The organism is Streptomyces sp. NPDC057697, assembly GCF_042799335.1.
Lineage (GTDB): Bacteria > Actinomycetota > Actinomycetes > Streptomycetales > Streptomycetaceae > Streptomyces.
This window is the reverse complement of record NZ_JBHVJA010000015.1, coordinates 143,398-161,450: the sequence shown is the minus strand read 5'-3', so window position 1 is coordinate 161,450 and position 18,053 is coordinate 143,398. Positions and strand designations below refer to the sequence as shown.

Below are 18,053 nucleotides of genomic sequence, written 5' to 3'. Positions count from 1 at the left end.
GGCGGGTCGGGGCGGGGCGGCGGCTCATTCCGGGATCGTGCCGTGCTCCAGGTAGGCGACGGCGCGGCCCACCGTGCTGAGCCGGTCGAAGACCTCGTTCGGCACCTCGACACCGAAGCGGCGCTGGACCAGCACGAACACGGAGACGATCGACAGCGAGTCGAGTTCCAGGTCGTCGACGAACGAGGACTCCGGGGTCACCTGGTCGGCCGGGACCTCGGCGACCTCGTCGAGGATCTCCTTGAGGGTCTGCAGGGTGTCGCTCTGAACGGTGCTCATGGTGGTCTCCTGACGGACGGATCGGATGTCGTCGGTGAGGGCGGGAGGCGCGGCGGCCGGGACGGGCGCGGTCACCGGCGCCGAGGGCAGCCGGATCACCTGCCCCGCCCAGACCAGGCCGGTCCCGAAGGACAGCAGCAGGGCGAGGCCGCCGGGCGTCGCGTCGCCGGACGCCAACATCTCCTGCATGGCGAGGGGGATGGACACGGCGGAGGTGTTGCCGTGGGTCTCGATGCCGCGGGCCACCGACACGTGGTCCGGCAGCTTCAGTTCGCCGACCAGCTGGTCGGTGATCCGGGCATTGGCCTGGTGCGGGATGAAGGAGTCGAGCGCGTCGGCGCTCACCCCGGCGCGTTCCAGGGCGCGTTCGGCGACCGGGCCCAGGTGGTACGCGGCCCACTTGAACACCTCGCGGCCGTTCATGGTGATCCGCGGCCAGGGGGTGCCCGGGTCGTCGCGCAGCGCGCTCCAGGCGGCGCTCTGGCGGATGGCGTCCTTCCGGGAGCCGTCCGAGCCCCAGGCGACCGGCCCGATTCCGGCCTGCTCGCTCGGGCCGACGACGACCGCGCCGGCGCCGTCACCGAACAGGAAGGCGGTGCCCCTGTCCCGGGTGTCGGTCAGCTCGGAGAGCCGCTCCACCGCGATCAGCAGGACGTACGAGGCGCTCTCGGCGGCCACCATGTCGGAGGCCAGCGCGAGGCCGTAGCAGAATCCGGCGCAGCCCGCCGAGATGTCGAAGGCGCCGGGGGCCGGTGCGCCGATCCGGTGCGCGACCCCGGCCGCGAGCGAGGGGAACTGGTGCAGGTGCGAGACGGTCGAGACGATGACGCAGCCCACCTGGCCGGCGGTGATCCCGGCGTTCTCCAGGGCCCGTTCGGCGGCCGTGGCGGCCATGAACTCCACCGTCTCCGACGGGGCGGCCCAGTGCCGCAGCCGGATCCCGGAACGGCTGCGGATCCACTCGTCCGAGGAGTCGATCCGCTCGCAGATCATCGCGTTGGTGACCGGCCGCGAAGGAAGGTAGGTGCCGAGCCCCAGCAGCCCGGCCGCCGCGCCCCGCAACGTCGCGGAGGCCGCCGCCGAGGGGGCGCTCACGACGCGACCGCCACGGGCCCGAAGTCCTGCGGCCCGCACCAGCGCACCAGCGCGGCGCCCATGCTGAAGCCCGAGCCGAACGCCGTGAGCAGCACCTGGTCGCCGGGGGAGAGACGGCCGAGGTCCTCGGCCTCCCTGAGCACCAGGGGCACACTGGCGCCCGAGGTGTTCCCGTACTTCTGGATGTTGACGACCGTCCGGTCCATCGACACGCCGAGTTCGCGCATGATCCCCCGGAGGATGTACAGGTTCGCCTGGTGCAGCGCGAAGAGGTCGATGTCGTCGGCGGTCCGGCCCGCGGTGTCCAGCAGCTCCTTGATGAACCCCGGCACCTCGCCGACCGCGAACGCGTGCACGGCCTTGCCGTCCAGCGAACCGAAGTTGTCCCCGAAGCCGCTGCTCATCGGGGTTCCGTCGCGGCGGTGGCGCTTCTCGCGGGTCACCCGGACCGACTCGTAGCCGGACGGGTCGCTGCGCAGCAGCGTGGTGCCGATCCCGCGGCCGGGGGTGCAGCGCTCCAGCAGGTAGCAGGCCGCCCCGTCGCCGAAGATGACCGCCGGGCCGGGGTCCTTCCAGTCCATGGTCCGGGTGCTGACGTCCGCCATCACCACGGCGACCCGGCGGAACTGCCCGGTGGCGATGTACTTGGCGCCGACGTCCAGGGCGAACACCCCGCCGGGACAGGCGCCGCTGTTGATGTCGAAGCCGGTCGCGCCGGTCGCACCGGCCTTGCGGATGACGAGCATCGCGGTGGGCGGCGTCATGTTGTCCGGCGTGTACGTCCCGCAGACGACCAGGTCGACATCGGCGGGGGTGATCCCCGCGCGCTCGCAGGCGTCCAGCAGCGCCGCCGTGCCGAGGTCCGAGGTCCATTGGCCCTCGGCGGCCATCCGGCGGTTCTCCACGCCGATGTTCGCCCGGATCCAGTCGTCCCGGGTCAGGAGGATCTCCTCCAGATCGGCGTTGCTGAGGTTCTTCTCCGGCAGATAGCGGCCGACGGACCGGATGCCCACGCCCCAGGGCCGCTCTTCGGTGCCCGAATTATTCATGATCGGTCTGCAACTCACTTTCGGAATGGAGGAGTCGAACGCGGAATCAGGCGATGCGGCGCCGGGCTTCCCGGCGGTTCGCCCGTGCCTTCTCCCAGGCGGCGACCGCCTTTTCCACCAGATGCGGATGTCCGTGCAGCACCTCGGCCAGGGCCCGTTCCGCCTCGGCGGAATCGGCGAGGAATTCCATTTCCTGCCGGCCGTTTCGCGCGCGCAGGAAGTTGTCGCCCATCACCACGACCTTCCCGTCGCGCAGCACACGGGAGCAGAGCACCGTGCCCGCCAGCGGGGAGTCCTCGGAGGAGCGGTGGAAGTCGACGATCCAGGCGTAGTCGGCGGCCTCCAGGTGCTGGTCGCCGATCCGGTAGACCGGCGCCCAGACCCCGTCCGGGCCGGCCCGCAGCAGGGTGCGGAAGCCCTCGCGCTGCACCACCCGGAATCGCCATCCGTGCTGCTCCTGGGGCTCGTCGGTCATCAGCAGCGGCTCCGGCGGCGAGAGCATCAGGAAGCCGACGTCCACCAGCCATTCACGCCCCTCGGCCTCGACGACGAGCGCCAGGTGGTCCCAGTGCGGCCACCATTCGTTGCTGACCCGCCACATCTGGCCGGCCACCAGCCGCACCCCGAATCCGAGGGAGCGCAGGAACGCGCCGAACAGGGGCGTGGTCTCCAGGCACGTACCGCCGCGCCGCAGCCGCACCACCCGGTCGAACGCGTCCGCGAGATCCAGCGTCGGCACCCCGCCGTCGAGCGTGTCGAGCATTTCGTACGGAATCGCGAGCAGATGGGCCGAGCACAGTGCCCGAAGGCATTCGGCACTCGCCTCCAGGGGCCCGTCGTATCCCAGACGGCGCACGTAATCGCTCCACGGGAATGCTCCGGAACCCGAAGACGTGGACGAGTTGAATGCGGCGGATTCCAAGGGATTCTCCGATGGCTGTGGATACGGGAGTCACGGGGTGACCGGCCTGTGCCGTGATGAAGTCTCCGGGGAGCGCGGCAGCGGCCAGAAGACCCGACTGCCCTGACCGAAGGTGCAGCCCGATGACCCCGCTCCGGCGGTGAGATTCGGGTAGCTGGATCAGGTCTTGGCGGCTCCGGCGGGGCGGGCGACAGTACGCAGGACACCGGTCGTCGTCGGCGGAGCTCCCGCCGCCGGCCGGGACCCGCAGCCATCCTGCGGAGTCACCCGCGACCCTGGAGAGGCGACGATGAACAGCAACGCCGTGGAAGCGGACGGGGCCGGGACGGCCCGGCGCCCGGCGAACCGCAGCATCCTGTCGGTGCCGCCCGAACTGGCCGCCGAGCAGCTGATCGCCCGGATGGGCATCGAGATCACCTCGTGGGACGCGGACCGGATGGTCGGCACCATGCCGGTGGCGGGCAACCGCCAGCCGTTCGGCTGGCTCCACGGCGGTGCCAACGCGGTCCTCGCCGAGACGCTCGGCTCGCTGGCCGCCGGAATGCACGTGGCGCCCCGGGGCGCGGTCGCCGGGCTCGAACTGTCCTGCACGCACCACCGGTCGGCGCGCAGCGGGCTGGTCACCGGAGTCTGCACGCCGCTGCACCGGGGCGACCGGGTGGTCACCTACCAGGTCGAGATCACCGACAGCCGGTCCCGGCTCACCTGCACGGCCCGGCTGACCTGCCTGATCAGCAAGCGCTGAAACGAGAGGCGGTTCCATGTCCACGCACACCGCGCGGCGCGCGGGCGCCACCGCGGACCACGAACGCGACCGGGGTACGGAGCCGGGGCGGACCGACTTCCGCCGCGCGATGGGCCTGCTGCCCACCACCGTCGCCGTGGTCACGGTCGGCAGCGGCGAGCACACGGAGGCGGTGACGGTCGGTTCGCTGGTGTCCGTGTCGCTCGACCCGGCGCTCGTCCTGGTGAGCATCGGCTCGACCGGGCGCCTCGTCGCCGCCATCGACCGGGCCGGCGGCTTCGCCGTGAACGTACTGACGGCCGATCAGCGCGACCTGTCCGCCTGCTTCGCCTCCCACGACCGGCCGCACGGGCGGGGAGCCGAGGAGCGGCTCGCGGGCGTGACCGGTGCCGGCGGGCACGTACTGCTGCGTGACGCGGTGCTCTCGCTGGAGTGCCGCACCGAGCACCGCTATCCGGGCGGCGACCACGTGCTGTTCCTCGGCCGGGTCGAGGCACTGCACACGGCCGAGTCGGCCGGATCCCCGCTGGTCCACCACCGCGGCACCTACACCTCGCTGAAGGACCCGTGCTGAGCCCGGCCCGGCCGGTCCCCGGTGTCCGCGGCGAGTCCCACGACGAAGGAGCGGAACAGATGACACGTTCGGTACTGGTCACCGGTGGCAACCGGGGCATCGGCCTGGCCGTGGCCCGCAGGTTCGCGGCCAACGGGGACAGGGTCGCCGTCACGCACCGGGGCTCCGGCGCCCCCGACGGGCTGTTCGGCGTCGCGTGCGACGTGACGGACGGCGCCCAGATCGCCAGGGCCTTCGCCGAGGCGGAGGAGGCCCACGGGCCGGTCGAGGTGGTGGTGGCGAACGCGGGCATCACCGAGGACGGGCTGCTGATGCGCATGGGCGACGAGCAGTTCGGGCGGGTGCTCGACACCAACCTCGGCGGCGCCTTCCGGACCGCACGTCAGGCGGCCACCGAGATGGTGCGGCTGAGGCGCGGGCGGATGGTCCTCATGTCCTCGGTCGCCGGGCTGCACGGCTCGGCGGGACAGGCCAACTACGCGTCGGCCAAGGCGGGCATGGTCGGACTGGCCCGCTCGCTGGCCCGCGAGTTCGGGCCCCGGGGCATCACCGTGAACGTGGTGGCTCCCGGCCTCGTCGACACCGACATGAGCGCACACCTCGGCGAGCAGCGGCGGAAGGGAATCGTCGCCGCGGTGCCACTGGGCCGCACCGGAACCGCGGAGGACGTCGCGGGCGCGGTGTTCTGGCTGGCCTCGGCCGAGGCGTCCTATGTCACCGGAGCGGTGATCCCGGTCGACGGAGGACTGGGCATGGGGCACTGAGCCCGTACGACGCGGTGGCCGGCGGATTCCTCCGCCGGCCACCGCGTCGTACCCGTGTCCCGTGTCCTTCAGCCGCCTCCGGCGGCCCCCTCGGACCGGCCGAGTCCGAGCAGCAGCAGGGCGATCGACGTGCCGCGCCGTCCGAGGGCGCCGTGATAGCCGCGCAGCATCACGTTCTCGCCCGTGAGGTCGGTCCGCGGGCCGCCCGCCTTCCGGCACAGCTCCTCCAGTTCGTGCGCGGCCCTGGCGCGGGTGCGGATCAGGTGGATGAGCTCGGCGTCGAGTTCGCCGAGGCGTTCGCGCCCCCGCGCGATCCGGGTGTGCAGGGCCTTTGCCGCACGGGTCTCGCTCACGACGGCGCCCCCTGCGGTTCCGGGAGGCGGACCAGCGCCTCGCCCCGCACGGTGAGCGGGCCGTCGACGATCCGGACCGTCACCCCGATCCTGGCCCGGCGCGGTACCCCGGATTCCGCGACCGCCTCCTCGACGGCCTTGACCACCCCGGTGCAGCGCAGCCGCGCGTGCACCGGGGTGGGCGCCGAGAAGCGGACCCGGAAGGAGAGCAGGTCCCCGACCGGCACCCACTCGGTGAGCAGCCGCCCGAGCAGGGCCATCGACAGCATGCCGTGGGCGATCACGTCGTCCAGCCCGGCCGCACGCGCGGCGTCGGCGTCGATGTGGATCGGGTTGTGGTCGCCGGAGGCCCCGGCGAACAGGGCCAGCAGCGTCCTGGTGATGTGCTGTTCGGGCAACTCGGGCAGCGCGGTGCCTGCTTCGGCCGTCGACAGGCTGAACTCGCTCATGCGGATTCCCCGTCCGGCGCGGGGCGGCGGACCGCGATCACCTGGTGCAGCTCGGCCACCGGCCCGCCCGCGGCGTCGGTGACGGAGGTGTCGCGCACGACGAACTCCAGCGCGCCGCCCTGCCGGGCGTACACATCGGTGATGACCGGGGCGAAGGTGAGCCGGTCGCCCGCGTGGACCGTGCGGTGGTAGGTGAACCCCTGTTCCACGTGCAGGACGTGGGAGAGGTCGACGCCGATCTCTCCCAGCAGACCGGGGGCGGACTCCAGGTCGAGGCCGAAGAGGAAGGTCGGGGGCACGGGCAGGTCCGGGTGCCCGGCGGCCCGTGCGGCGGCCGGATCGACGAACACGCCCCCGGTGGCCCCCAGGACCCGGCCGAAGAACTGGAGCCGTCCCTGCTCCACGGTCACCGTGACGGGTTCCGGGCCGGTGCCCACGGCGCCGCGGCCGATCACCGGGCCACCATCCGCCTGCTGTGCTCACGCGCGGTGTGCAGCAGCTCCCGGTTGCGCACCAGCTTGCCGTTGGAGGTGCGCGGCAGGCCCGCCCGGAAGTGGAACGCCCTGGGGATCTTGTGCGGGCTGAGCCTCTCCTTGCACCAGGCCAGCAACTCCGCCCGGGGCAAGGCGCGTCCGACCACCAGATGGGCCTCGATGGCCTCGCCGTAGACGACCACCACCTCGGTGACGGCGGGATGCTCCGCCAGCGCCGACTCCACCTCCGTCAGATCGACCTTGAGCCCGCCTATGGCCACCATGGTGTCCGTGCGTCCGGTGATCTCCAGTACGCCGGAACCGGCCCGCACCGTGCAGCGGTCGCGGGTGTTCAGCCAGCCGTCCACGTACCGGTCGTCGGCGTCGGCGTGCAGATACGGGTTCTCGGGCAGCCGGACCCGCAGGGTGCCGTCGACCACCTCGGTCCGTGTGCCCGGGGCGGGCGGGCCCACCGCCGGCGGCGCGTCGCGCCCGGTCAGGTCGGTGGCGATGATGCCGGTCTCGGTCATGCCGTACGCCTGGCCGATCCGCACCCCGTACCGCTCGCGGAAGCGGTCGTAGGTCCCGATGGGCAGGATCTCGCCGCCGGACACCGCGAGCCTCAGGTCAGGCAGCCGGGGAGGCTCCGCGACCCGGCCCAGCAGGTCGAAGTGGGCGGGCACGCCGAGCACGGCGTTCACCCGGTGCTCGGCCGCCACCCGCAGCAGCTCCTTCGGCCGCAGGCTGCCGACGAAGTGCAGCTCGACGCCCGCGGCGAGTGCGTGCAGCACCCCGCCGACCAGGCCGAAGGAGTGGGCCAGCGAGCTGAGCAGCAGGACGCGTTCACCGGGGCCGGGCATGTCCGGCAGGAGCCCGAAGCGCTCCACCTCGCCGCGCAGCGACTCACCGGTGCGGCCGATCACCTTGGGCAGTCCGGTGGAGCCGGAGCTGAACTGGAGCAGCCGGTGGGGGCCCTGCGCGGCCCGGCCGGCGGGCCGGCGCTCCACCACGACCTCGCACGCGTCCCGGAACGGGGTGAAGGGCTGCGCGGAGGTGCCGGAGGTCAGCCGGAACTGCGGCTCGCACAGCTCCAGCAGCCGGGTGGTCTCGGCCGGGGTGAGCCGCGGGTCGAGCAGCATCACCTGCGCGCCCGCCGTCCACAGCGCGAACAGCGACCAGAGCAGGGTGAAGCTCGGCAGGACCTGGACCGCCACCGTGCTGCCCGCGCCGACACCATGGGCCTCCAGGATCCCGCGGGCCCGCGCGACCTCGGCCCGCAGTGCCTCGCGGCTCACCTCGGTCTGCCCGTGCACGGCCCAGGTCCGGCCCTGGTGGCCGCGGTCCGACAGCAGTGCGCCGAGCCATGTCTCGAAGTCCGTCTCGCCCGTCATCACACCTTCCCTTCCTCGGATTCAGGCGCGGCCCCCGGATGCGGCCGGGGACCGGTCGTGCCGGGCGGGCCCCGGTCCTTCCCGGTGCGCGAGGGGAAGGACCGGGGCCCGCCCCGGCCGTCCTACTTCTCGATGCAGAACTCGCCCACCGGCCAGCCGACGTGCCGCTTGTCCGTGGCGAGGTACCCGAGCAGCTTGTCGCCGGGCTTCAGCTCGGTGCAGTTGAGCACGGCCGCACCGGGGCCCAGCACCCGTACGTGCCAGTCGTCCTGGAGGGCCAGGCTGACCTCGGTGCCGTCGTCGGCCTTCGCCCGGACGGTCAGCAGCGGACGGGACTCCAGCTTCACCCGGCCCACGACGATCCGGCGGGTCCGTCCGTCCGCGGTGACCCCCAGCACGGTGCTGCCGGCCTTGAGCTCGCTGAGGTAGTTGGTGCGGTTGTCCGCGCCCATGACGTACGAGTGCAGGGCACCGGCGTTGACCCGGAACGGGCGGGTCGGCATGTACGGCAGCGGGTGGGTCTCGCTGACGCACAGCACGAAGCCGTGCGCGTACGAGCCGACCAGGATGCCCTCGTCCTTCTCGAAGTGCGTGCAGGTGTCGACGCAGACCCGGTCGCCGAGGCCGTTGTGCTCGATCGACTCGACCGTGAGCGTGGTCAGTTCGAGGTCCGGAGTGGTGGACCCGAGCAGGGCGGTCAGCCCGAAGACGTCGTTGGCGTCCCTGGGCGCGAGCAGCAGGCCGTCCGAGCCCTTCTCCAGGACGTCGACGATGATGCCGGCCTCCTCCAGGTCGCCCGCCTCGCAGATCAGCCGCCCGTCGCTCTTGTCCGCGGCCGCGATCACGATCTCCAGCGGGATCTTGGTCGGGTCGCGGAACCGCACCACGGTGTGCGCCAGCGCCTGCGCGGCGGCACAGGCCACCTTGAGGGTGGCGTCGTCGGTCACCTCGACGAAGGCGCCGGTGTCCTCCCCGGCGGTCAGCTTCAGCTTGTCCAGCTCCGCGGCGGACGCGATCCGGGTCAGCACGACGTCGGCGACGTCCCCCGCCTCCGGCGGGAGCACCGCGCCGGGCTCGGCGAGCAGCACCTTCCGGACCGTCGGCGGCAGCGTCGCCAGCGTGTCCAGGCGGTCGTCGAGAACCCCGGCGAGCCGGGCGTGGACCGCGGCGTCGACGACGGCCTCGCGCTGTTCCGCAGCGGTGGTACGGAGGTCAACCCAGGCGAATTTCAACGAGATCATCCTTACTGCGCAGGTCCGGCGGGGTCCGCCGACGGTGGTGGGCCGGTGTCCGAGTGCCCGGCGCTACGAGGGGCCTTCCGGGCTGGACTCTTCCAGCGGACACCCGCCCACGACAGGGCCGATAGGGCTGCTCGACCGGGCCCTGACCGGCGGGACGACACCCTGACCGATCAGCCACCTCCAACGTGCCGCCGCCGCCGGACCCCCGGGCCGCGACACCGCACCGCCCTCGGCGGACAGCCCCCGACCTGCGGCGACCCGGCCCGCCACCGGGTGGTGCACCCTGGTCGGCCGCCCGATCGGGCAGGCCGTCCGAATCTTCTCGCCGTACCGCGGCGCCGGAATGCTGGCGTGGCGCCGCGGAGCACCGCCACGCCCCGGCCCAGCAGCAGTCGCCCACCGAATCGAGGTCACCATGGTTGTTCCGGACGGCTGGTGGAGCCGGCACCGGGGCTACGCGGCCCGCATCATGTCCGCGCTCGACGCCGACCCCGGCCGCACCGCCGTGCACTGGCGGGGGCGGCCCGTCACGGCGGGGGAGTTCGCCCGCACCGTCACCGGCGCCGCCCGCACCCTGACGGAGCTGGGCGTGGGGCCCGGCCGCGTGGTGGGCGTCCTGGTCGCGCCCAACAGCCCCGAGATGCTCGCCGTGCGCTACGCGGTCCATCTGCTCGGCGGCGCGGTCTGCTACCTGCGCTCCACCAACCCCGGGGACACCTCCCGCGTCCTGTCCGCCGAGGCCCAGCTGCGCATCCTGCTGGACACCTCCGCCACCGTGCTGTTCACCGACCGGGAGCACGCGGCACGCGCCCTGCTGCTCGCCGACCGGGCGCGCGGCCGGATCGCCGTCACCGGCTCCGGTCTGCGCGAGGAGGGCATCGTCCCGGCGGACGACGGGGCGCGGGACGCGGTGGCCGCGGTCTGGGAGCCGGAGGCGCTGGCCCTGATCGCGTTCACCAGCGGCAGCACCGGGCGGCCCAAGGGCATCAGCCTTCCGGCCAGGGCCTGGGAGAGCGTGGTGTCGGCCACCGGCGCGTCGATCGCCGAGGGGGACCGCGCCAGACTGCTGGTCACCACCCCGCTCAGCCACACCGTCGGGCCGATGGCCGACGCGGTGCTCGCCGCGGGCGGCGCCGTCCACCTGCACGAGGAACTGGACGCGGAGGCGGTGCTGCGGACCGTCGCCGAGCACCGGATCACCCGCACCTTCCTGGCCACCACCCACCTCTACCGGCTCCTCGACCACCCCCGGACCGAGGCCCACGACCTCGGCTCGCTGCGTCAGCTGATCTACAGCGGCAGCGCCGCCGCCCCGGCCCGGATCGCGGAGGCGAACAAGGCGTTCGGCCCGGTCCTGGTGCAGGGCTACGGCACCAGCGAGGGCGGCCGGATCACCCTCCTCGACCCCGGCGACCACCAGGACCCGGACCTGCTGACCACGGTGGGCCGCCCGTTCCCCGAGGTGGAGGTCACCATCCACGACCCGGAGACCGGACGGGAGCTGACCGCCGGAACGGCGGGCGAGGTCTGGGTGCGCTCGCCGCACGTGATGTCCGGCTACTGGTCCGACCCCGCGCTCAGCGCCCGGGTGCTGCGCGACGGCTGGTACCGCACGGGCGACATCGGCCGCTTCGACGAGCGCGGCTATCTGCACCTCCTGGACCGGGCCGCGGACGTCGTCAAGACCGACGGGGTCAAGGTCTACCCGGCCGTCGTCGAACGCGAGCTGCTGGCGGTGCCCGGAGTGGCACAGGCCGCCGTGTACGGAGTCCGCGACCTGGACAACGTCGAGCATCTGCACGCCGCCGTGGTGCCCCGGCCGGGTGCGCGGATCGCCGTCGAGGACATCCGCTCGCGCGTCGGCGCGGCCCTGTCCCCCCTGCACGTGCCCGAGGAGGTCCTGCTGCTGGACGAACTGCCGCTGAACGCCTCGGGCAAGCCCGACAAGCCGCGGCTGCGGTCGCGTGAATCCGTACCGGCTCCCTACACGGAGAGTGAGTTGACCCGATGAACAAGCACCTGGACTTCTTCGCGCGCGAGATGGAGGAATTCGGCGCCAGGCGCCGGGAGTTCCTGGAGATCGGCCGGCGCGCCGGCCGGTTCCCGAGCGCCGTGGCGCGGCAGGGGCAGGACGGCGCCGATGTGGAGATCAGCGTCTGGTGCAGCAACGACTACCTGGGCATGGGCCAGAACCCGTTCGTCCTGGAGGCCATGAAGAACGCCGTGGACGCCTTCGGCGCCGGGTCCGGCGGCTCCCGCAACATCGGTGGCACCAACCACTACCACGTCCTGCTGGAGAACGAACTCGCCGCGCTGCACGGCAAGGAGGACGCGCTGGTCTTCCCGTCCGGCTTCACGGCCAACGACGGCGCGCTGACCGTGCTGGCGGGCCGGGCGCCGGGCACCCTCGTCTTCTCCGACGAGCTGAACCACGCCTCGATCATCGACGGCCTGCGCCACTCCGGGGCCGAGAAGCGGATCTTCCGCCACAACGACGTGGCACACCTGGAGGAGCTGCTGGCCGCCGCGGACACGGAGCGGCCCAAGCTGATCGTGCTGGAGTCGGTGTACTCGATGTCCGGCGACGTCGCGCCGCTGGCCGAACTGGCCGAGCTGGCCCGCCGCCACCGGGCGACCACCTTCGTCGACGAGGTGCACGCGGTCGGCATGTACGGGCCGCAGGGCGCGGGCATCGCCGCCCGCGAAGGCATCGCCGACGAGTTCACCGTGGTCATGGGCACCCTGGCCAAGGGCTTCGGCACCGCGGGCGGCTACATCGCCGGTCCCGCCCCGCTGATCGACGCCGTCCGCAACTTCTCCCGCGGCTTCATCTTCACCACCTCCATCCCGCCGGCCACCGCCGCGGGCGCCCTCGCGGCCGTCCAGCACCTGCGCTCCTCCGAGCGGGAGCGCACCCGGCTCGCGGCCAACGCCGGGCTGCTCCACCGTCTGCTCAAGGAGCGGGACATCCCGTTCGTCTCGGACCAGTCGCACATCGTGTCGGTCTTCGTCGGCGACGACGGCCTGTGCCGGCGGGCCTCCGCGCTGCTGCTGGAGCGGCACGGCATCTACGTACAGCCGATCAACGCCCCGAGCGTGCGGGCCGGCGAGGAGATCCTCCGGGTCGCCCCGTCCGCCACCCACACCGCGGGCGACGTCGAGAAGTTCGCCGAGGCGGTCGACGGCATCTGGCGGGACCTCGGCATACGGCGGGCCGGGGAGCGGTCCGGAAACTGACCGGCGCGCTCCACAGGCCGGCGCCGGACGGGCGGGGACGACCCGCCCGTCCGGCGCCGGTGTTGTGCGCGGACCCGGCGGAGGCCGCCGGGCGACGATCGACGAACGGAGTCCTGATGTCCCTCTCGGTGGCGGCGGTCCTCGCCGAGTCCGCAGCACGGCGGCCGGACCATCCGGCGCTGATCCTCGGCGATCAGCAACTGACCTACCATCAACTGTGGTACGCGGCAAGGCAGTACGCCACCGCACTGACCGGGCGCGGGATCGGCCCCGGCGACCGGGTCGCACTGCTGCTGCCCAACACGGCGCACTTCCCGATGGCGTACTACGGAGCCCTGGCGATCGGTGCGGTCGTGGTGCCGGTACACACCCTGCTCAAGGCCGACGAGATCGCGTACGTGCTGGGCGACAGCGGCGCCGACGTGCTGATCTGCGCCGGGTCCCTGCTGGACGAGGGCCGCAAGGGCGCCGAGCTCGCCGCGGTGCCGGTCCTCACCGTCCTCGACACGGAGGGGCCCGGGGAGTCCCGGCTCGACGCCCTCGCCGAGGCGGCCGCCCCGGTCGCGCGCTGTCTGCCGCGCCGCCCCGACGACCTCGCGGTGGTGCTCTACACCTCCGGCACCACCGGACGCCCCAAGGGCGCCATGCTCACCCATCTCAACGTCACGATGAACATCGGCGTGACGATGGTCTCCCCGTTCGACTTCACGGCGGACGACGTCCTGCTCGCCGTCCTGCCGCTGTTCCACACCTTCGGCCAGATCTGCGGCATGGGCGTCTGCTTCCGCGCCGGCGCGACGATGGTGCTGACGTCCGGCTTCGACGCGGCGGAGGCGCTCGACCTGATGGTGCGCCGCCGCTGCACGGTGTTCATGGGCGTGCCCACGATGTACATCGCCCTGCTCGACGCCGCCGCGCGCGACCCGCGCCGCCCCGCCCTGGACCGCGCGTTCTCCGGCGGATCGGCCCTCCCCGTGACGGTTCTGGAGGAGTTCCAGCGGACCTTCGGCTGCACCGTCTACGAGGGCTACGGACTCACCGAGACCTCGCCGGTGGTCGCCTACAACCAGCGGGCCTGGCCGCCGCGCCCCGGCACCGTCGGCAAACCGGTCCGGGGCGTCGACGTGGAGATCGCCAGGGCCGAGGTGGAGGGGCGGATCGAGGTGCTGCCGGCCGGGGAGGTCGGGGAGATCGTGATCCGCGGGCACAACGTCATGGCCGGCTACCTCAACCGGCCCGAGGCCACCGCCGAGGTGCTGGTGGACGGCTGGTTCCGCTCCGGCGACCTCGGCGTCAAGGACGCGGACGGCTACCTCAGCATCGTGGACCGCAAGAAGGACATGGTGCTGCGCAACGGCTACAACGTGTACCCCCGCGAGATCGAGGAGGTGCTGATGCGCCACCCCGCCGTCGCCCAGGTCGCCGTCGTGGGCGTGCCGGACCCGCGCCACGGCGAGGAGGTCTGCGCCGTGGTCGTCGCCGGTCCGCAGGCGTCCCCCGGCGCCGCCCTCGCGGCGCGGCTCGTCGACTGGGGCAGGGAACGGCTGGCGGCGTACAAGTACCCGCGCCGGGTGGAGTTCGTGGACGCGCTGCCGCTGGGCCCGAGCGGCAAGGTCCTCAAACGGGAACTGGCCGCCCGGTACGGCGGCTGAAGCCGTGGACGCGGGGGGGCCCCCCCGGGGGGGGGCACGGGGGGGGGAACCCCCGCCCCCCCCCCCCCCCCCCCCCCCCCCCCCCCCCCCCCGCCCGCGCCCCCCCGTCCCGCCCCTGTCGTGGAACAGGGGCGGGACAGCGCGTCCACCCGACCGGCGCCCGCCGGACGCCGGTCTACCGGACGGCGTCCCGCCGGGCCCGAGCCTGCTCGAAGACCCATCCGTACGACGCCGTGACACCGTTCAGCGCTCCGTTGAAGCGGGGCGCCACGAAGCGCGCGAACAGCTCGAAGCTCCGCTTCATCGCCTCCCGGTCCGCCCAGTCCAGGACGTTCACCAGCAGTCGGCCGAATCCGCCGGTCGCCTCCTGCACATCGCGCACCGCGTCGACGCACTCGTCGACCGAGCCGACGATCGTGCTGCGCCGGTCGATCAGTTCGGACAGGGCCTTGCGGGCCTCCGTCCGCGAGTGCACCGGCGGGGTGCCGAGCAGTGCCCAGTACTCGTTGCGGTAGCGCATCCAGCCGTCGACGAGATCGTCGAGCGCCTGCTCGCGGCTGTCCGCGACGTGCACCGACAGGGCGACCCGCCAGTCGGCCCGGTCGATCGTGCGTCCGTGCTCGGCCGCCGAGTCCACGGCGTGCTGCCACTGGGCGGCCAGGTCGTCGACGGAGGAGCCGGGCCGGGGCGGGACGCCGAAGGAGAGCGGGGCCGCGCCGTACCGCGCGGCCAGCCGCATGCCGAACGGGGAGACGGCGCTGGAGACCGCCAGCGGCAGACCGGCGGCTCCGCGCGGCCGCAACTGCAGCCGGGCGTCGTGCAGTTCGAACCAGTCGGTGACCTCGGTGACCGGTTCGTCCGTGGTGAGCAGCCGGTGGATCACGTCCAGCGACTCGGCGGTGCGTCGGCGGGTGTCCGCGGGATCGATGCCCAGGAAGTGCATGTCGGACGGGATCGAGCCCGCGCCGACCCCGAGGGTGAAGCGCCCGCCGGTCAGGTGGTCGAGCTGCACGGCGCGCGAGGCGACCATGAACGGGTGGTGGTAGGGGAGGCTGACGACCCCGGTGCCGAGCCGGATGCGCCGGGTGCGCTCGGCCGCGGTGGCGATGAACAGCTCGGGCGAGGAGAGCGTTCCCCAGCCGGCCGAGTGGTGTTCGCCGACCCAGAGCTCTTCGTAGCCCAACTGGTCGAGCCATTCGGCGAGTTCGAGGTCGCGCCAGAGGCTCAGTGCCGGGTCCTCGCCGAGCGGGTGAAGTGGTGACAGGAAGGCGCCGAAGCTGATTCTGTCCACGGGATGCTCCTTGGTGGGTTGAGTGGTCGGGGGCGTCAGACCGCGGGCCGCGGCCCGTCCGCCGGGCAGAGCGCGACCAGCGGGGCCAGCCAGCCGTAACCGTCCGGCCGCGGGGCGGCGGGGGACGGGGCGGTCGGAGGCGCGTCGGCGTCCGTGGCGCGGCGGAGCAGCAGGGCGACGACGGCGTCCCCGTCCGGCAGCGGGCCCAGGGGGTACGCCCCGTCCAGGTGGTCGCGCACCCAGCCGACGCGCTCGGCGGCCGCGACGTCGACGCCGATCAGGAGCACCTGGTCGAGCTGGTCGTCCTCCAGCATGATCCCGGCCAGCTCCAGTGCCTCCGGGGCGAGTTCCCCGCCGTCCGAGACACAGCTGACCGGGCCGGTGATGCCGTACCGCCTGCCGAGGTGCCCGAGCACCGAGGTCGTCACCGACTGGAAGAACAGCAGCGGGCTGTGCACCTGCCCGGCGACCATGCGCCGGGTCGCGGTGTCCGTCGTGGTGATGTCCCCGCAGGCGGTGGCGAGCACGATCGCGGTGCGCTCGCCGCGGCCCGCCACCGGGCCGGTGCCGTCCTGCGGTCCGCCCAGGCAGTCGTCCACGGCCGCGGCGACCAGCGGACTGAACCGCGAGGTCACGAAGCCGGGGACATTGGGCAGCGGGACCGGCGCCGCACCGGGCAGGCCGTCGGCGGCCTCCCCCCAGGGCACCCGGCAGGCCCCGGCCACGACGGCCAGGGGCTGTTCGAGCGGCATCGTCATCTGGTTCCTCCCGTGGAGCGGCGGCGGAACGGGCGGCGGCGGCAGGTCATGGCGCTCACGCCCGCTTCAGCACGAGTGCGGCGTTGACCCCGCCGAAGGCGGCGTTGAGCGAGAGCGCGTGGGTGACCTCGGCCCGCCGGGCCCGGTGGGGGACGTAGTCCAGGTCGCAGGCGGGGTCCGGTTCCTGGTAGCCGATGGTGGGCGGCAGCACGCCGTCGCGCAGCGCGAGGAGGGTGATGACCGCTTCGACGGCGCCGGTGGCCTCCAGCATGTGACCGGTGCTGCTCTTGGTCGAGCTGACCGGTACGTGGGGCGCGTGCCCGCCGAAGAGGCTGTGCAGCGCGGCCGTCTCCGCCACGTCGTTGAGCGGGGTGCCCGTCCCGTGCGCGTTGACGTAGCCGATGTCCTTCGGCGCCAACCCCGCCCGGCGCAGCGCGGTGGACGCGGCCCGCGCCAGGCCCTCGCCCCGCGGATGGGGTTTGACCACGTGGTACGCGTCGGCGGCCAGGCCCCAGCCGACCAGTTCGGCCAGCACCTCGGCGCCCCGGGCCCGCGCCCGTCCGGCGGACTCCAGCACCAGTACGGCGGCGCCGTCGCCCTGGAGCAGACCGGCCCGGCCCGCGGCGAACGGGCGTACCACGCCCTCCTTGCTGAGCGCCCTGCCGGAGTCGAACTTGGCGAAGACGTCCTCGGTGACCAGATACGCGCCGCCGCAGACCACGGTGTCGGCCGAGCCCCGCCGGATCAGTTCGGCGCCGTGGGCGATGCTGTTGGTCGAGGCGACACAGGCGTTGACGAAGGCCAGGCGCGGGAAGCCCAGGCCGAAGGCCTCGCCGATCCGCCGGGGCAGCGCCGCGGGCAGGCTGTCCAGGACGCGCGGGTCGGTGCTGTCGCGGCCCTCGGCCCGGTCCGTCCAGAACGTCCGGGCCGCCGAGTGGTCGCCGTTGGTGCCCAGCAGGACGGGGGCGCCGGCGGCGTCGGTGCCCGCGACCCGCAGCGCCTCGGCGGTGCAGGCGTGCAGCACCTCGGCCTGGGTCGGGGTGTAGCCGGGCTTGACCACGACCCCCGGGATCTCCGGCCCGGCGCCCTCGAAGGTGGCGGCCCGGCGGGCGCGGAAGGGCGTCGGGTCGAAGCGGGTGACGGGGACGAAGCCGGGCCTGCCCCCGAAGACCCCGTGGCGCAGGGCGTCGGCACCGAACCCGAAGGCGGTCAGGACTCCGTAGCCGGTGATCGCCACCTCATGAGGCACGGCCGGCCTCCTCCCGGCCGCTGCCGGCGGGAAGCAGCCTGAGCACGTTGCGGTGCAGCGCGCCGACGGAGTCGCTCGCGCCGAGCCGCTCCTCTTCCTCCTCCGGGACGACGACTCCGTGGCGCTCGTCCAGCAGATGGACCAGCCAGGTGAACGCCAGTGAGTCCAGGACCAGTTCGGTGCCGCTGTCCCACTCGCCGAGGGACAGCCCGCTGTCCTCCAGGAGCCGGACGACCTCCGTCTCCGTGATCACCGGGCCACGCTTTCCGCCGTCGCCGTGCGCCGGTCGACCACGGTCCGCACGAAGGCGCGGAGGTCCGGGACGAGGGCGGGGTCGAGCTCCTCCTCGGGCAGCTCGATGCCGTAGCGGCCCTCCAGCTGGAGCACCAGCTCGATCGTGGCGAGCGACTCCAGGCCCAGGCCGTCCTCGCCGAGCGGCAGGTCGTCCCCGACCTCCGCGGGCAGCGGAAGGTTGATCACGTCCCTGATCACGGTCAGGATGAACTCGCGGGTCTCTTCATACATGGGGTG

The 18,053-nt window shown here is 73.3% G+C and carries 19 protein-coding genes and 1 pseudogene; 6 read left to right on the top strand and 14 right to left on the bottom strand.

Going from position 1 to position 18,053, the window contains the following annotated elements:
• Positions 1 to 24: 24 nt before the first annotated feature.
• The 4 genes and pseudogenes from ACFVFH_RS30995 to ACFVFH_RS30980 all read right to left on the bottom strand — a co-directional run bounded on the left by ACFVFH_RS30995 (position 25) and on the right by ACFVFH_RS30980 (position 3,279).
• Positions 25 to 279 carry an acyl carrier protein gene (locus ACFVFH_RS30995; RefSeq protein WP_383774825.1) on the bottom strand — a complete coding sequence of 85 codons (255 nt, stop codon included), beginning with the start codon at positions 277 to 279 and terminating at the stop codon, positions 25 to 27.
• 84 nt (positions 280 to 363) lie between these two features.
• Positions 364 to 1,341: pseudogene (locus tag ACFVFH_RS30990) on the bottom strand (beta-ketoacyl-ACP synthase III); the annotation flags it as partial.
• A gap of 29 nt (positions 1,342 to 1,370) precedes the next feature.
• A complete protein-coding gene (locus tag ACFVFH_RS30985) occupies positions 1,371 to 2,423 on the bottom strand; it encodes a 3-oxoacyl-ACP synthase III family protein (protein ID WP_383774727.1) in 1,053 nt (350 codons plus the stop codon).
• 46 nt (positions 2,424 to 2,469) lie between these two features.
• Entirely contained in the window at positions 2,470 to 3,279 is an 810-nt protein-coding gene (locus tag ACFVFH_RS30980) for an arylamine N-acetyltransferase (protein WP_383774724.1), read from the bottom strand.
• Positions 3,280 to 3,634: 355 nt separating this feature from the next.
• Between ACFVFH_RS30980 and ACFVFH_RS30975 the strand changes: the two genes are divergently transcribed.
• From ACFVFH_RS30975 to fabG, 3 genes are read left to right on the top strand one after another with little or no spacing between them, the layout of a single operon-like run.
• A complete protein-coding gene (locus ACFVFH_RS30975) occupies positions 3,635 to 4,090 on the top strand; it encodes a PaaI family thioesterase (protein ID WP_093541970.1) in 456 nt (151 codons plus the stop codon).
• A 16-nt stretch (positions 4,091 to 4,106) separates the two neighbouring features.
• Positions 4,107 to 4,664, top strand: coding sequence for a flavin reductase family protein (locus tag ACFVFH_RS30970; protein ID WP_383774722.1), 558 nt, complete (start codon positions 4,107 to 4,109; stop codon positions 4,662 to 4,664).
• A gap of 59 nt (positions 4,665 to 4,723) precedes the next feature.
• Positions 4,724 to 5,428 carry a 3-oxoacyl-ACP reductase FabG gene (fabG, locus tag ACFVFH_RS30965; protein WP_383774719.1) on the top strand — a complete coding sequence of 235 codons (705 nt, stop codon included), beginning with the start codon at positions 4,724 to 4,726 and terminating at the stop codon, positions 5,426 to 5,428.
• A 68-nt stretch (positions 5,429 to 5,496) separates the two neighbouring features.
• Here fabG and ACFVFH_RS30960 read toward each other — a convergent pair whose 3' ends face one another.
• The 5 genes from ACFVFH_RS30960 to ACFVFH_RS30940 form a co-directional block, all read right to left on the bottom strand.
• Positions 5,497 to 5,781 carry a hypothetical protein gene (locus tag ACFVFH_RS30960; protein WP_383774716.1) on the bottom strand — a complete coding sequence of 95 codons (285 nt, stop codon included), beginning with the start codon at positions 5,779 to 5,781 and terminating at the stop codon, positions 5,497 to 5,499.
• On the bottom strand, positions 5,778 to 6,230 hold the full coding sequence (locus ACFVFH_RS30955; RefSeq protein ID WP_383774714.1) for a MaoC/PaaZ C-terminal domain-containing protein: 453 nt from the start codon (positions 6,228 to 6,230) through the stop codon (positions 5,778 to 5,780). Before ACFVFH_RS30955 ends, ACFVFH_RS30960 begins: the two co-directional genes overlap by 4 nt.
• Positions 6,227 to 6,685: a MaoC family dehydratase N-terminal domain-containing protein gene (locus ACFVFH_RS30950; RefSeq protein ID WP_383774711.1), complete on the bottom strand. Its 459-nt coding sequence runs from the start codon at positions 6,683 to 6,685 to the stop codon at positions 6,227 to 6,229. Before ACFVFH_RS30950 ends, ACFVFH_RS30955 begins: the two co-directional genes overlap by 4 nt.
• Positions 6,682 to 8,094 carry a class I adenylate-forming enzyme family protein gene (locus ACFVFH_RS30945; protein ID WP_383774708.1) on the bottom strand — a complete coding sequence of 471 codons (1,413 nt, stop codon included), beginning with the start codon at positions 8,092 to 8,094 and terminating at the stop codon, positions 6,682 to 6,684. Before ACFVFH_RS30945 ends, ACFVFH_RS30950 begins: the two co-directional genes overlap by 4 nt.
• Before the next feature lie 122 nt (positions 8,095 to 8,216).
• Positions 8,217 to 9,326 carry a 3-dehydroquinate synthase II family protein gene (locus tag ACFVFH_RS30940; RefSeq protein ID WP_383774705.1) on the bottom strand — a complete coding sequence of 370 codons (1,110 nt, stop codon included), beginning with the start codon at positions 9,324 to 9,326 and terminating at the stop codon, positions 8,217 to 8,219.
• Between the two features lie 424 nt (positions 9,327 to 9,750).
• Between ACFVFH_RS30940 and ACFVFH_RS30935 the strand changes: the two genes are divergently transcribed.
• The 3 genes from ACFVFH_RS30935 to ACFVFH_RS30925 all read left to right on the top strand — a co-directional run bounded on the left by ACFVFH_RS30935 (position 9,751) and on the right by ACFVFH_RS30925 (position 14,224).
• On the top strand, positions 9,751 to 11,346 hold the full coding sequence (locus tag ACFVFH_RS30935; RefSeq protein ID WP_383774703.1) for a class I adenylate-forming enzyme family protein: 1,596 nt from the start codon (positions 9,751 to 9,753) through the stop codon (positions 11,344 to 11,346).
• On the top strand, positions 11,343 to 12,572 hold the full coding sequence (hemA, locus tag ACFVFH_RS30930; RefSeq protein ID WP_383774700.1) for a 5-aminolevulinate synthase: 1,230 nt from the start codon (positions 11,343 to 11,345) through the stop codon (positions 12,570 to 12,572). The genes ACFVFH_RS30935 and hemA overlap by 4 nt, the downstream gene beginning before the upstream one ends.
• 116 nt (positions 12,573 to 12,688) lie before the next feature.
• The gene (locus ACFVFH_RS30925) at positions 12,689 to 14,224 is read left to right on the top strand and encodes a long-chain fatty acid--CoA ligase (RefSeq protein ID WP_383774698.1); all 1,536 of its coding nucleotides are present in this window, start codon (positions 12,689 to 12,691) and stop codon (positions 14,222 to 14,224) included.
• A 175-nt stretch (positions 14,225 to 14,399) separates the two neighbouring features.
• On the opposite strand, the gene ACFVFH_RS30920 is transcribed toward ACFVFH_RS30925, so the two are convergent.
• From ACFVFH_RS30920 to ACFVFH_RS30900, 5 genes are read right to left on the bottom strand one after another with little or no spacing between them, the layout of a single operon-like run.
• Positions 14,400 to 15,515, bottom strand: coding sequence for an LLM class flavin-dependent oxidoreductase (locus tag ACFVFH_RS30920; protein ID WP_383774695.1), 1,116 nt, complete (start codon positions 15,513 to 15,515; stop codon positions 14,400 to 14,402).
• 35 nt (positions 15,516 to 15,550) lie between these two features.
• Positions 15,551 to 16,273 (bottom strand): ketosynthase, encoded by a 723-nt coding sequence (locus ACFVFH_RS30915; RefSeq protein ID WP_383774692.1) that lies wholly within the window; start codon positions 16,271 to 16,273, stop codon positions 15,551 to 15,553.
• A gap of 55 nt (positions 16,274 to 16,328) precedes the next feature.
• Positions 16,329 to 17,522, bottom strand: a complete 1,194-nt coding sequence (locus ACFVFH_RS30910; RefSeq protein WP_383774690.1) for a beta-ketoacyl-[acyl-carrier-protein] synthase family protein — start codon at positions 17,520 to 17,522, stop codon at positions 16,329 to 16,331.
• A complete protein-coding gene (locus ACFVFH_RS30905) occupies positions 17,512 to 17,775 on the bottom strand; it encodes a hypothetical protein (protein ID WP_383774688.1) in 264 nt (87 codons plus the stop codon). The genes ACFVFH_RS30910 and ACFVFH_RS30905 overlap by 11 nt, the downstream gene beginning before the upstream one ends.
• Entirely contained in the window at positions 17,772 to 18,047 is a 276-nt protein-coding gene (locus ACFVFH_RS30900; protein WP_383774685.1) for an acyl carrier protein, read from the bottom strand. The genes ACFVFH_RS30905 and ACFVFH_RS30900 overlap by 4 nt, the downstream gene beginning before the upstream one ends.
• Between the last annotated feature and the right edge of the window lie 6 nt (positions 18,048 to 18,053).